The organism is Kitasatospora sp. NPDC006697 (assembly GCF_042869935.1).
Taxonomy (GTDB): domain Bacteria; phylum Actinomycetota; class Actinomycetes; order Streptomycetales; family Streptomycetaceae; genus Kitasatospora.
Genome location: NZ_JBIAGU010000003.1, coordinates 363,943 through 376,990 on the forward strand (window position 1 = coordinate 363,943; position 13,048 = coordinate 376,990).

11 protein-coding genes are annotated in these 13,048 nt (G+C 74.4%); 5 read left to right on the top strand and 6 right to left on the bottom strand.

Annotated features, from left to right (window positions below):
• Positions 1–40: 40 nt before the first annotated feature.
• Together ACFYNO_RS06860 and ACFYNO_RS06865 are read right to left on the bottom strand one after the other, a co-directional pair.
• A complete protein-coding gene (locus ACFYNO_RS06860; RefSeq protein WP_388006404.1) occupies positions 41–895 on the bottom strand; it encodes an isocitrate lyase/phosphoenolpyruvate mutase family protein in 855 nt (284 codons plus the stop codon).
• Positions 896–966: 71 nt separating this feature from the next.
• Positions 967–1,767 (bottom strand): class I SAM-dependent methyltransferase, encoded by an 801-nt coding sequence (locus ACFYNO_RS06865; protein WP_388006407.1) that lies wholly within the window; start codon positions 1,765–1,767, stop codon positions 967–969.
• 278 nt (positions 1,768–2,045) lie between these two features.
• On the opposite strand from ACFYNO_RS06865, the gene ACFYNO_RS06870 reads away from it, so the two are divergent.
• Entirely contained in the window at positions 2,046–3,299 is a 1,254-nt protein-coding gene (locus ACFYNO_RS06870; RefSeq protein WP_388006410.1) for a flavin-dependent oxidoreductase, read from the top strand.
• Positions 3,300–3,506: 207 nt separating this feature from the next.
• A complete protein-coding gene (locus tag ACFYNO_RS06875) occupies positions 3,507–4,346 on the top strand; it encodes an EamA family transporter (protein WP_388006413.1) in 840 nt (279 codons plus the stop codon).
• 39 nt (positions 4,347–4,385) lie between these two features.
• Here ACFYNO_RS06875 and ACFYNO_RS06880 read toward each other — a convergent pair whose 3' ends face one another.
• On the bottom strand, positions 4,386–6,764 hold the full coding sequence (locus ACFYNO_RS06880) for an FtsX-like permease family protein (protein ID WP_388006416.1): 2,379 nt from the start codon (positions 6,762–6,764) through the stop codon (positions 4,386–4,388).
• The gene (locus ACFYNO_RS06885) at positions 6,761–7,450 is read right to left on the bottom strand and encodes an ABC transporter ATP-binding protein (protein WP_388006419.1); all 690 of its coding nucleotides are present in this window, start codon (positions 7,448–7,450) and stop codon (positions 6,761–6,763) included. The genes ACFYNO_RS06880 and ACFYNO_RS06885 overlap by 4 nt, the downstream gene beginning before the upstream one ends.
• A 245-nt stretch (positions 7,451–7,695) precedes the next feature.
• On the opposite strand from ACFYNO_RS06885, the gene ACFYNO_RS06890 reads away from it, so the two are divergent.
• On the top strand, positions 7,696–9,129 hold the full coding sequence (locus ACFYNO_RS06890; protein ID WP_388006422.1) for a histidine kinase: 1,434 nt from the start codon (positions 7,696–7,698) through the stop codon (positions 9,127–9,129).
• Positions 9,120–9,764, top strand: coding sequence for a response regulator (locus tag ACFYNO_RS06895; protein ID WP_388006425.1), 645 nt, complete (start codon positions 9,120–9,122; stop codon positions 9,762–9,764). Before ACFYNO_RS06890 ends, ACFYNO_RS06895 begins: the two co-directional genes overlap by 10 nt.
• A gap of 10 nt (positions 9,765–9,774) precedes the next feature.
• Here ACFYNO_RS06895 and ACFYNO_RS06900 read toward each other — a convergent pair whose 3' ends face one another.
• Positions 9,775–10,791, bottom strand: a complete 1,017-nt coding sequence (locus ACFYNO_RS06900; protein ID WP_388006428.1) for an EamA family transporter — start codon at positions 10,789–10,791, stop codon at positions 9,775–9,777.
• Between the two features lie 175 nt (positions 10,792–10,966).
• Here ACFYNO_RS06900 and ACFYNO_RS06905 point away from each other — a divergent pair, with 175 nt between their 5' ends.
• A complete protein-coding gene (locus tag ACFYNO_RS06905; RefSeq protein WP_388006431.1) occupies positions 10,967–11,572 on the top strand; it encodes a MarR family winged helix-turn-helix transcriptional regulator in 606 nt (201 codons plus the stop codon).
• A 10-nt stretch (positions 11,573–11,582) separates the two neighbouring features.
• Here ACFYNO_RS06905 and ACFYNO_RS06910 read toward each other — a convergent pair whose 3' ends face one another.
• Positions 11,583–13,007 (bottom strand): PLP-dependent aminotransferase family protein, encoded by a 1,425-nt coding sequence (locus tag ACFYNO_RS06910; protein ID WP_388006434.1) that lies wholly within the window; start codon positions 13,005–13,007, stop codon positions 11,583–11,585.
• Between the last annotated feature and the right edge of the window lie 41 nt (positions 13,008–13,048).

Sequence of the window (13,048 nt, forward strand, 5' to 3'; positions counted from 1 at the left end):
CGGCCGCACCGGCTCCGGGCCGGTGCGGCCGCCGTTGCCGTCAGCGGTCGAGCAGCGCGTTCAGCTCCGGGTACGGGATCGCCTCGGCGACCGCGTCGTAGCTGCCCTGCTCGTACAGCTCCCGGGCCGCGCGGCGGACCACCGCGTAGGCGCTCTCGGCGACCGCCGAGCCCAGGCTGACCCGGGCGACCCCGGCGGCGCCCAGCTCGGCGACGGTCGGCGCGCCCGCGCCGACCAGCACGTTCAGCGGCACCGTCAGCTCGGCGGTGAGGGCGGAGAGCTCGGCCGGGTCGGTCAGGCCCGGGACGAAGACGCCGCTGGCGCCGGCCGCCACGTAGGCCGCCGCCCGGTCCAGGGTCTCCCGGCGGCGGGCTGCGCCGTCGGCGCCGACCCCGCGCAGGTAGGTGTCGATCCGTGCGTTGAGGTAGAGCGGGATGCCGGCCGCGTCGGCCGCCGCCCGGGCCGCGGCCAGCCGCGCGGACTGCTCGTCCACCGGCAGCAGCGGCCCTCGGCCGGAGCGGTCGGCGTCCTCCAGGTTGACCCCGATGGCGCCTGCCGCCAGCACGGCCGCGACGGTCTCGCCGACGCCAGCAGCGCTGTCCGCGAAGCCGTCCTCGATGTCGGCGGTGACCGGCAGCTCCACCGCCGCCGCGACCCGGGCGACCAGCTCGAGCGCGAGGTCGCGGCCCAGCTTGCCGCCGTCCTGGGTGCCGAGGGCCCAGGCCACGCCCGCGCTGGTGGTGGCGACCGCCGGGGCGCCGGCCTCGGCGACGATCCGGGCGCCGGCCGCGTCCCAGACGTTGGCGAGCGCGAGCGGGCGGTCGGTGCGGTGGAGGGCGTGGAAGGCCTGCGCCTTCTGCTGCTGCGTGAGGGTGGTGGGGCTGGTGTTGGTCATGCCGCCAGTTCATCAGCTGCGGGCGCGGGTTGTCGCTGGATTAGGCGTCAGCCGAATCTCTCGCCCGGGGCTCAGGCCGGACCGGGCTTGCGGGCCTCGATCAGGAAGCGGGTGGTGGTGGCGGTGAACGGGCCGTCGCGGCGGATGCCGCGGTCCAGTTCGCGCAGTTGCTCGCGGTACTGCTCCACGGTGAAGCCCGGGACCATCCAGATCACCTTGCGGAGGAAGTAGACCACCGCGCCGATGTCACGGAACTCGGTGCGCAGCCGCTCGAACCGCAGGTCCACCACCTCCAGGCCGGCCGCCGCGGCGGCGGCGCGGGCCCGCTCGGGGTCGCGGACGGAGCGCACCTCGGGCGACTGCGGACCGAGGAAGTACTCCACCAGCTCGAAGACGCTGGCCGGGCCGACCTGCTGGGAGAAGTAGCTCCCGCCCGGGCGGAGTACCCGGGCGACCTCCTCCCACCAGACCTTCACCGGGTGACGGCTGCTCACCAGGTCGAAGGCTTCGTCGCCGAACGGGAGCGGGGGCTCGTCCTGGTCCACCACGAGGGCGGCGCCGAGCGGGTGCAGCAGGGCGGTCGCCTTGGCGACGTTGGGCGGCCAGCTCTCGGTGGCGACGGTGAGCGGGGCGAGCCGCGGCAGGCCGGCCAGCACCTCGCCGCCGCCGGTCTGCAGGTCGAGGGCGGCGCGGGCGCGGGCCATCCGCTCGCCGAGCAGGCGCTGGTAGCCCCAGGACGGGCGCTGCTCGGTGGCACGGCCGTCGAGCCAGGAGAAGTCCCAGCCGGCCACGGACACTTCGGCGGCCTCGGCCACCAGGTCTTCGAAACTGCGGTCGGCTGCGGGGGAGGGGGAGGGGGAGTGGTCGGTCATGGGCCGATCCTGCCAGCAGTGGTCGGCCGGGCAGCGGGAATTTCCGGGCGGGCGCGGCGGCCGGGGGCGGGTGGCGCTGACCTGGTGGCCGGGTGGTGGTCGGGCGGCAGTCGGGCGGTGGTCGATAGGCGGGGCTTCTGGTGATCAGACCGGACTGCTCTTGGACGTGGGGCGGGGGCGGCCGGAGGGTGGAGGGGTGAGCGGCGGAAGCCGTCAGCCGGGAGCCGGAGCCGGGAGTCGGAAGCCGGCAGACCACGGCCAGTGGGCGGGAGAGGGCGATGAAGGTACTGATCGCGGGTGCGGGGATCGGCGGACTGTGCGCGGCACTGAGTCTGGCCGGGACCGGGATCGAGGCGGTCGTGGTGGAGAGCGTCCGGGAGATCCGGCCGCTCGGCCTCGGGATCAACCTGCAGCCTTCCGCCGTGCGGGAGTTGATCGAGCTGGGGCTGGGAGAGAAGCTGGCCGCGACCGGCATCGCGACGGCCGAGCACGTGTACACCGACCAGCGGGGCGCCGTGCTGCACCGCGAGCCGCGCGGGGTCGCGGCCGGCTACCGCTGGCCGCAGTACTCCGTCCACCGGGGCGAGTTGCAGGCGCTGCTGCTGGCGGCGGTGCGGGAGCGGCTGGGCGAGGGGGCGGTGCGGACGGGGCTCCGGGTGACGGGGTTCGACTCGCGGGCGGACGGGGTGGTGGTGCGGCTGGCGGCGCGTGCGGAGGGCGGGGGCGTGGAGGACAGGGGGGTGGAGGACAAGGGGGTGGAGGGCGGGGTCGCGGAGGAGGTGCGGGTGGACGCCCTGGTGGGCGCCGACGGGCTGCACTCGGCGGTGCGGGCGCAACTGCACCCGGGGGAGGGGCCGATGCTCTGGTCCGGGCTGCTGATGTACCGCGGTGCGGTGGAGGCGGACCCGTACCTGACGGGGCGTTCGATGGTGATCGCCCAAGGGGCGGACCGGGTGGGGTTCCTGGCCTACCCGATCTCGGCGCGGGCCGCCGAGCGGGGACGGGCGCTGGTCAACTGGGTCTGCCAGCTGCCGGTGGCGGCGCCCGGGCCGCTGGTCGGGGAGGCGGACTGGAACCTGCCGGCCGATCCCGCGGAACTGCTCGAGCGGCTGCCAGGGTGGCGGGACCACTGGTTGGACCTGCCGGGGCTGATCGGCGGCAGTTCGCCGATCCTGCGGTTCCCGATGGTCGACCGGGATCCGCTCGACCGCTGGGGCGCGGGGCGGGTGACCCTGCTCGGTGACGCGGCGCACCCGATGTACCCGGTGGGGGCGAACGGGGCCTCGCAGGCGATCGTGGACGCCCGGGTGCTGGCGTACCACCTCGCGCAGGGCGGGTCGGTGGCGGAGGGGCTGGCGGGGTACGAGCGGGAGCGGGTTCCGGCGACGGCGGCGGTGGTGCGGGCGGGGCGGGCGATGCTCGACGCGGACGCCGCGCTGAGCGTGGTGACGGAGGAGTACCGGCGGGCGACGGGGGCGGCGGTGGAGACGCTGAACGCGCGGCCCTCGTGGACACCGGTGCCAGGCGCCTGAGGGCGGGGCGCGGGGAGGGGCATGCGGCAACTGATCGGCAATGCCCGGGGTGGGATGGGTTACGGGCAGAGGAAGAATGCAAAGTTGTATAGCCAACTTCTGGCTTTTGGGCTGACTGGTCGCGTAGGGTCCGGCGAGCAGGGGTCCGCAGGCGGGCCTGGAACAGGGCCGCGCGGCGCGCCCGTTACCGGACTGGGTGGGCTGAGGATGTCGCTGGGGGTGGCAGGGCTGGTGCTCTGTGCGGCGGTGCTGCACGCGACCTGGAACGCGATGCTGCGGACCCAGGCCGACCGGCTCTGGCTGGTCACCGTGATGAGCTTCGTCTCCACGGTGGTGAGCCTGCCGTTCCTGCTGGCACTGCCGTTGCCCGAGGCGGCGGCCTGGCCGTACCTGCTGGCCTCCTCGGCGATCCAGGTGCTCTACACGGTCTTCCTGCTGCTCTGCTACCGGGTGGCGGACCTGGGAACGGTCTATCCGGTGATCCGGGGGTGCGTGCCGCTGCTGGTCAGCCTCGGGGCGGCGGTCTTCGCGGGGGAGCAGCCGGGATGGCCGACAGTGCTGGGGATCGGGCTGGTCTCCTTCGGGATCATGGCGATGGTCCTCGGCCGGCACAACGGCGGGGCCAAGGCCTTCGGCCTGGCGGTCGCCACCGGTGCGATCATCGCGACCTACACGGTGATCGACGGCGTCGGGGTCCGGCTGGCGGGCAACTCCTTCAGCTACACGGGGTGGATCTTCACCGTGTACGGGCTGCTGGTGCCGCTGGTCTACCTGGCCGTCAGGGGCCGGTTGGCGCTGCGCGGACGGCGGGCGGAGGTCCGGGTGGCGACGCTGGCCGGGGTGGGCCAGCTGGCCACCTACGCGATGATGACCTGGGCGTACCGGCTCAGCCCGCTCGGGCCGGTCTCGGCGCTGCGGGAGACCAGCGTGGTGTTCGCGACGCTGATCGGCTGGCGCTTCCTGGGGGAGAAGCTGACCGCCGCGCGGCTCGGGGCCTGCGCGGCGATCGCTCTGGGGGCCTGCTGCATCAGCTACTTCGCGATCTGACGACACATCAGGAACGTTGCCCGGCTCGGGCGCTCAAGGTCATTCGGTCCGCAGAGCGGTCGCCGTCCGGGCCCGGGCCACCCAGCCGGCCGGCGGCAGCGCGCCGAGCAGGGCGATCAGCAGGCCGCCGAGCAGCAGCGGGAGCAACACGGGCAGGTGGTAGACGCTGATGTCCGCGGAGGGGATCCGGGAGCCGGCGGCCTCGCCCATCGCGGGCACCACCAGGTCGTGGACGGCGATCCCGACCGGCACCCCGGCCAGCCCGGCGACCAGGCCGAGCCCCGCCACCGAACTGAGCACCATGACCACGGTCTGCCGGGGCGCCATGCCCAGCGCCTTGAACACTCCGAGGTCGTGCACCCGTTCGCGGACGTCGAGCAGCACGGTGTTGAGCACGCCGAGACCGGCGACCAGCAGCAGCATCAGGGTGAGCATCAGGGCCAGCGCGTCCATCGAGAGCACCACGCTGCCCGGCTTGGTGTTGCCGGGGAACGGGGCGACGCCGTACGGGGTGAGGGCGGTGGTCAGGGATTGCAGGTAGGCCTGCTGGTCGGTGCCGGGGGCGAGGTCGATGTCGTACTCGATGCTCTCCGGGAGGAGCTGGGCGCCGAGGCCGGCGAGCGAGTCCTGGTCGGTCAGGATCTCCATGCCCGACCTGCTGATGCTGAAGGCCTCGCCGACGATCCGGACCCTCGCGGACCGGTCGGCGTTGGTCAGCGTGATGGTGTCACCGACGCGGGTGCCGGTGGCGTTGAGGAAGCCGGAGGGGACCACGGCCTCGCCGGCGCCGGCGAACCAGCGCCCGGAGACCATCTGGTAGGCGCCCCAGGAGTAGTCGCCGTGGTAGGCGAGGACGGAGGTCGGGCCGGCCAGCCCGGCGACCGAGACGCTGGTCTCGCCGTAGCTGAAGTAGCGGCCGGTGCCCGGCTGCCCGGCGACGATCGACTCGATCGCGGGGACGTTGTCGAGGCTGGGGGCGTGGGTCATCCCCGGGACCGGGGGGCCGAGGGGCGGAACGGGGGAGAGCCTCACCGCGCCGGGCGATCGGCGGTGCAGCGCGTCCTGGATGTCGTTGAGCGAGAGGGCCAGGCCGGCGCCGAAGGTGACACCGATGGTGCCGAGGAGCACCGCGGCGATCGTCGTCGCGGACCGGCCGGGGCGGGTGAACGGACCGGCCAGCCCCAGGGCGACGGCGCGCGGCAGCGGCAGGCGGTCGATCAGCCGACGGGCCGTCCGGCCGTGACCGAGGCTGGGCGTGCGCCCGGTGCCGAGCGCCGCCACGGTGCTGAGCCGGCCGGCCCGCAGGGCGGGGAGCAGCGCGGCGGTGGTGACGGCGGCCAGCGCCAGCACGGCGACGGCGAGGTCGATCCAGGGGGCGATCGCGGTGCCGCCGGCCAGGTGCGCCTCATCGGCCTTGCCGAGGATCGGGATCGCCGCGAGGTTTCCCAGGACCAGGCCGGCGGCCGTGCCGACCGCGGCCGGGAGCAGCGCCAGCCCGAGGTAGGCGCGGACCACCTGGGCGGGGGTGAAGCCGACCGCCTTGAGGATGCCGATCCGCCGGGTGGCCGCGCCGACCGCTCCGCTGACCACCACGCTGATCACCAGCACCGACATGCACAGGCCCAGGACGCCGAAGCTGACCAGGAAGGGCACATAGGTGTTGGCGGTCCGGTCGGCTGCGAGCTTGACCTTCAGATAGGAGGCGGCGCCGGTGAGGGAGCCGGCCGGCACGGCGGCCCTGAGGGCGTCGCGCTCCGCGCTGACCTGCTGGTCGGTGGCCGCGTGGGCGAGCCGGTAGAGCATCTGCTGGTCCGGCACCGAGTCGGGCGGGGTGATGGTGCTCAGCTCCGCGGGCGAGACCCAGCCGTCGGCACTGAGTCCTACCGATCTGGCCAGCCCGACCACGGTGAGGACCGGGGTACCGGGCAGCTCGGGAAAGGTGAGCTGGTCACCGACCGAGGCAGCCGAATCCTGGTCGTCCAGGACGATCTGGCCGGGGCCGGTGGCCCACCGGCCGGCGGTGACCACCAAGTCGTCCACCGGACCGCCCGGATCGGCGCGGCCGGCGAAGAGCAGAGGCACCGCGATCCGGTAGCCCACCGGCATGCCGGAGCTGTTCTGACCGAACGTCGGGTGGACCGCGGCCACCGGGAACGGCCCGGCGGCGGCCGTCATCCCGGACAGCTGGGCGGTCGTGGCGAGCTGGGCGCCGCTCACCCGTCCGCCGTCGTACTGGGCGGTGAGGTGGGCGCCGCGCTGGGCGGCGAAGGCCTGGTCGAACGGGCCGCTGCCGGCCGCGAGCAGGCCGCCGGCCAGCAGGGCGGCGGTGACCGCCATCATGGTGGTCAGGGCGATCACCAGGCTCTGCAGGCGCCGCCGCCCGACCCCGGAGCGGACCACCCCGCCCAGCGCGCTCATCGGGCCACCGCCTGGACGTCGCGGGCGATCCGGCCGTCGAGCAGCTCTATCGTCCGGGTGGCGCAGGAGGCGGCCAGGGCCGTGTCGTGGGTGACCAGCACCAAGGTCCGGCCGGCGGCGTGGAGCTCGGTGAGCAGGTCGCGGACGTCGGCGGCGGAGGCGCTGTCGAGCGCGCCGGTGGGCTCGTCGGCCAGCAGCAGCGGGGGCTCGTTCATCAGGGCGCGGGCCACCGCGACCCGCTGGCGCTGCCCGCCGGAGAGCCGGCTGGGGAAGGAGGTGGCGAACTGCGCGACCCCCAGCTGCTCCAGCAGCTCGGCGGCCCGGGCGCCGGCCCGGGGGCTGGGCATGCCGGCCAGCTGGGCGGGCAGCATGACGTTGTCACGCACCGTCAGGTCGTCGAGCAGGTTGAAGAACTGGAAGACCATGCCGATCCGCTCCCGGCGGTGGCGCGCCAGGGCGGCCTCGCCGAGCCGGTCGATCCGCTGACCGTCGATCACCACCGAGCCGCCGCTGGGCCGGTCCAGCCCGGCGACCAGGTTGAGCAGGGTGGACTTGCCGCTGCCCGAGCGGCCGAGCACCGCCAGCGCCTCGCCGGCCTCGACCCGGAGGGTCAGCTCGCTGAGCGCCGGCCGCCCTTGGCCGTAGCTCTTGTGCACCTGGTGCAGTTGGATGATCGGGGCGGACACGGCGGGCCTCCAGAGCGCGGATGACTGCTTGCGGACGACTGGTTCCGATGAGTACGACGACAACGCTAAGTAGCCGCCCGGGTAGGCCGATATGGGTCTGGACGGTGTCTTGGAGGTGTATCTAGGTACACCTGGGATTCGGGGTGTGGACCCCCTGCGCACCCGCTCCGCCCGAGGCCACACTGGTGCCCGTCCCCACCGGAGCGTGGTGGGGAGCAGCGGTTTCTACGGCGGAGGAGCACAGGGTGATCGGCAGGAGGAGGAGCACGTCGGCGGCGATCCCCGGCGTCCGGTCGCGTGAGGGCGGGCGCGCGGTGGTCGGCGCCCTGGCCTTCGGCGGCCTGGCGGTGGTGGGCGCCCTCGGCCTGCTGGCACCGCTCGCCCTGCTGCTCGGGCGGGTGCTCCGGACGGCCGATCCGGGCAGTGACCACCTGCGGCTCTGGCTGCTCACGCTGCTTGGGGTGCCGCTCTCCGCCCTGCTGGGCGCGCGCTGGCTCGGCGGGCGCCCCACCTGGGCCTCCGGCTTCCTCGCGGTGCTGCCTTCCGCCTCGGCGATCGCCGCCGTGCTGCTCTACCCCGGCCGGCCGCCCGGGAGTTCGCACGGCGCGGTCTGGCTGGCGGTGCCGCTGCTCTTCAACGCGCTGGTGCTGTCCCGCTGGGTGGCCGAGTGCACCAGGCGGATGGCCGCCGATGTGCTCGGGGTGGAGATAGCGGCGCCCTACCGGGAGTTGCCGGCCGCGGGCACGGGGCCGGGCGGCAGCCGGTGGCGCCGGCCGCTGCGCTGGACCGAGTGGCTGCTCTGCGACCCGGCCACCTGGCGCGACGTGCTCTGGACGCTGCTGAACGGCCTGGTCGTCTGGCTGGTGCTGGTGGCGCCGGTCGCGGTGCTGAACCGGCTGACCGGTCCCCCCGCACACCGGTACGAGCGGGGGCTGCTGCTGATCCTGGTGGCGCTGGCGGCCTGGTTCCGGTTCGGCTGGCCGGTGCTGCGCGGCTACGCCGGGCTGGCGGGTCGGCTGCTCGGGCCGACCCGGCAGGCCGAACTCGCTCTCCGGGTCAGCCACCTGTCCCGCAGCCGGGCCGACACCATCGACAGCGGCGCCGCCGAGATGCGCCGGATCGAGCGGGACCTGCACGACGGGGCCCAGGCCCGGCTGGTCGCGCTGGGCATGACCCTCACAGCGGCCGAGCAGCTCTTCGAGAGCAGTCCCGAGGCGGCCCGGGCGCTGGTCACGGAGGCCAAGGAGTCCTCGGTGCGGGCCCTTTCGGAGCTGCGCAGCCTGGTCCGGGGGATCCACCCGCCGATGCTGGCCGACCGCGGGCTGGCCGCCGCCGTGCATGCGCTGGCCCTGGACCTGCCGCTGCGGGTCAGCTTCAGCGGCGAGCTGACGGAGCGTCCGCCCGCACCGGTGGAGTCCGCCGCCTACTTCGCCGTCAGCGAGCTGCTGGCCAACACCACCAAGCACGCCGCCGCCAGCGACGTGTGGATCGAGGTCGGCCATACTGACGGCATGCTGCGGATCGCGGTCACCGACAACGGCCGCGGCGGCGCCGACCCCGGCCACGGCACCGGACTGCGCGGTGTCGAGCGCCGGTTGGCCGCCTTCGACGGTGTGCTGGCCATCAGCAGTCCGGTCGGCGGCCCGACCATCGCGACCCTGGAGATCCCATGCGGGTAGTCATCGCCGAGGACCTGTTCCTGCTCAGGGACGGCCTCACCCGCCTGCTCCAGGCCCACGGGCTGGAGGTCGTCGCGGCAGTGGAGAGCGGCGCCGAGCTGTTGGCCGCTGTCACGGCGGATCCGCCGGACGTCGTCCTGGTCGACGTCCGGCTCCCGCCCACCTTCACGGACGAGGGGGTCCGCGCCGCCATCGAGGCCCGCCGCCTGGTTCCGGGTCTGCCGGTGCTGGTGCTCTCGCAGTACGTCGAGCAGCTGTACGCCCGGGAGTTGCTGGCCGGAGCCGCCGGGGGCATCGGTTACCTGCTCAAGGACCGGGTGATGGACAGTGTGCAGTTCGTCGAGGCGCTGCGCCGGGTGGCCGGCGGCGGCACCGCGATGGATCCGGAGGTCATCTCCCGGCTGCTGACCCACAACGAGGGCAACACCGCCGTGGCAGCCCTCAGCCCCAGGGAGCGCGAGGTCCTGGGGCTGATGGCGGAGGGCCGCTCCAACGCGGCCATCGCGCAACGGCTGGTGATCACCGAGCGTGCCGTCGCGAAGCACACCGCCTCGATCTTCCTCCGCCTGGACCTGCAGCAGTCCGACGACGACAACCGCAGGGTCCTGGCGGTGCTGGCCTACTTGAACCAGTGAGGGGCGGGGGTCAGGCGGGGGCGTTCACCCGGCGGCCGACTTCGACCCCGGCCGTGAGCGAGGCAGCGGTGGGAGCCGGGGCCGCCGCCTCCCCGCTCACACCGGCCTGCGCCGCGCTGCTTCCCGCCGCCGTCCGCTTCCGGGCCGGCCCCTGGCCCGCCAGCATCGCGCCGAGCGCCAGCAGCAGGCCGAGCACCTGCCAGGCCGTCAGGTTCTGGTGCAGCACGATGATCCCGCCCGCCGTGGCCACCAGCGGGTTGACCAGCCCGAGGAAGGAGGCCGGGCCGGCGCCGAGCTTCTCGATGCCGCGGAACCAGAGCGCGTAGGCCAAGGCCGTGCCGATCAGCACCAGGTAGGAGAAGCCGATCACGTTGTCCGTGGTGGGGACGGGCGGCATGCCCTCGCTGAAGCCCGCCACCGGCACCAGGAAGATGCCGCCGACCACCAGCTGCCAGGCCGTCAGGTCCAGCATGGTGGCGCCTTCCGGCCGCCCCCACCGCCGGGTGAGCACCGTGCCGAAGGCCATCAGGACGATCGCGACCACCATGGCGACCAGCCCCGTGGCGTCCAGCTTGGCGCCCGCCTTGAGCACCAGCAGAGCCACCCCGCCGGCGCCGACCAGCCCCGCCACCACCGCGCGCACGCTCGGCCGCACCTTGAGCACGCCGATCGAGAATCCGGTCACCAGCAGGGGCTGCAGCGCCCCGAGGGTGGCGGCCACGCCACCGGGGAGCCGGTAGGCGCCGATGAAGATCAGCGGGAAGAAGAGCCCGATGTTCAGCATCCCGAGCGCGATCGCCCGCCCCCACCAGCGGCCCCTGGGGAGCCGTCGCCCGAGCAGCAGGAGCAGCAGCCCGGCCGGCAGCGCCCGCACCACCGCGGCCAGCATCGGCCGGCCCTCGGGCAGCAGCTGCGTGGTGACCAGGTAGGTGGTGCCCCAGGAGGCCGGCGCCAGCGCAGCCGCCGCGGCTATCCCGAACCGTCCAGCCCGGCCCGTGCCCGCCCCGGCCGCCGCTGCGACACCCATGCTCGTACCCGTCCCCGTACCCATACCCGTACGTCCCCCGCCCATGGCCGGCCACCTCTCAGCATTGACTATCTGAACGTTGAGATACTTTCTACGCCGCAGACCCCTTAACGTCAAGTATCTCAATGCTGAGATAATGAAGGCCGTCCGATCGCCGGCGAGAGGAGCCGAGACCATGTCCCGTGCGCAGCACGCCCACCCCGAGCACCGCCAGCACCCGGGGTCCCAGCACCCGGAGTCACACCACCCGGAGTCCCCGACCGATCCCGCGCACCCCCGGGACGCCGTGGACGACATCGTGGACCAGTGGCGACGGGAGCGGCCCGACGTGGACTCCACGGCGATGGCCCTGGTCGGCCGGATCAACCGGTTCCAGAACCACGTCGCCCTCTCGCTCCGCGAGTTCTTCGCGCTCTACGGCCTGGACTTCTCGGAGTTCGACGTGCTCGCGACGCTGCGCCGCTCCGGCGCGCCGTACGAGCTGAGCGCCGGTGCGCTGCTCAAGTCGGCGATGGTCACCTCCGGCGCGATCACCAACCGGGTGGACCGGCTCTCCGGCAAGGGCCTGGTCGAGCGCCGCCCGTCACCGACCGACCGCCGCGCCGTGCTGATCCGGCTGACCCCGGCCGGCCGCGAGCTGGTGGACACCATGCTGCAGCCGCACGTCGCCAATGAGGAGTCGCTGATCAGCGCGCTCACCCCCGAGGAGTGCGTCCAGCTCGACGGGCTGCTCCGCAAGCTGCTCGCCGCCCGCGGCGACACGTCGCTGCAGGGCGGATGAGCTGCAGACCTCAGTCCGCCTCCGGCAGCACCTCGCAGAGCGCCGCCAGCGCCGCCCGCCACCCGTGGTCGGGCGGCGCGGCGTACCCGACCACCAGCCCGTCGGGCGTCGGTCCGACGGCCTCCGGGTGCCGGAACGACGCCAGCCCGAAGAGCGCCACCCCGTGCCATCGCGCCGCCCGCAGCGTCGCCGGCTCGGTGCCGGCGGGCAGCCGCAGCACGGCGTGCAGCCCGGCGGCGATCCCGGTGACGGTGACCTGCGGCGCCCGTTCGGCGAGCGCGGCGACCAGCTCGTCCCGCCGCTCGCGGTAGCGCTGCCGCATCCGGCGCAGGTGGCGGTCGTAGTCACCGGACTCGAGGAAGGCGGCGAGCGTCAACTGGTCCACCACACCGGTGAATCCCTCCCGCTCGCCCTTGGCGGCCAGGACCGGGTCCACCAGGTGGTCCGGCAGCACCAGCCAGCCGATCCGCAGTGCGGGCGACAGGCTCTTGCTCACCGACCCGAGGTACACCACCCGCTCCGGGTCCAACCCCTGGACCGCGCCCACGGGTTGGCGGTCGTAGCGGAAGTCGCCGTCGTAGTCGTCCTCCAGTACCACCGCGTCCCGGGCGCGCGCCCAGTCCACTGCGGCGAGCCGCCGCTCCGGGTGCAGCGGCCCGCCGGTCGGGAACTGGTGCGCGGGCGTCAGCAGTACCGCTCCGGCGTCCTCCATCCCAACCAACTCGCCGACCGCAGCACCGTGCTGATCCACCGTCAAAACCCTGGTCGGCACGCCCACCGCGGCCAACAGCTGCCGGTGGAAAGGCAGTCCGTACTCCTCCACCGCCAGCGCCCCGCGCAGCACCCCGCCCCCGCCGCCCGGATAGAGCAGTCGCATCCCGGCCGCGAACCCCGCGCAGACCACGATCCGCTCCGGATCGGTGCGCACCCCGCGGGCCCGCGCCAGGTACTCGGCCACCGCCCGCCGCAGCTCGATCCGCCCGCGCGGATCGCCCGGCCCGAAGGCCTCGGCGGGCGCGGCCTGCACCGCCCGCCGGGCGGCCGCCAGCCAGGCGGCGCGCGGGAAGGCGGAGGCGTCCGGCTGGCCGGACAGCAGCAGGTGCGGGGCGGTGCGGCGGGTGGCCGGCCGCGCGGTCCGGACGGCCGACGGCGGGTCCACCCGCTCGGCGACCCGGGTGCCCGACCCCTGGCGGGCCGTCAGCCACCCCTCCGCGACCAGCTCGGCGTACGCCTGCGACACGGTGTTGCGGGCCAGCCCGAGGTCGGCCGCCAGCGACCGGTACGGCGGCAGCCGGCTGCCCGGCGCCAGCCGCCCGTCCCGCACCGCCTCGCGGAGCGCCGTGATCAGCGCGGCCCGCCGGCTGCCGTCCCGCCCGAGCTCCAGGTGCAGGTCGGCGCCGATCCGCTGCCCGGAATTGACCCACGAATCATCCACGGAATTGCACCCTATCCGAGGTCGATCCGCTGACTAGCGTT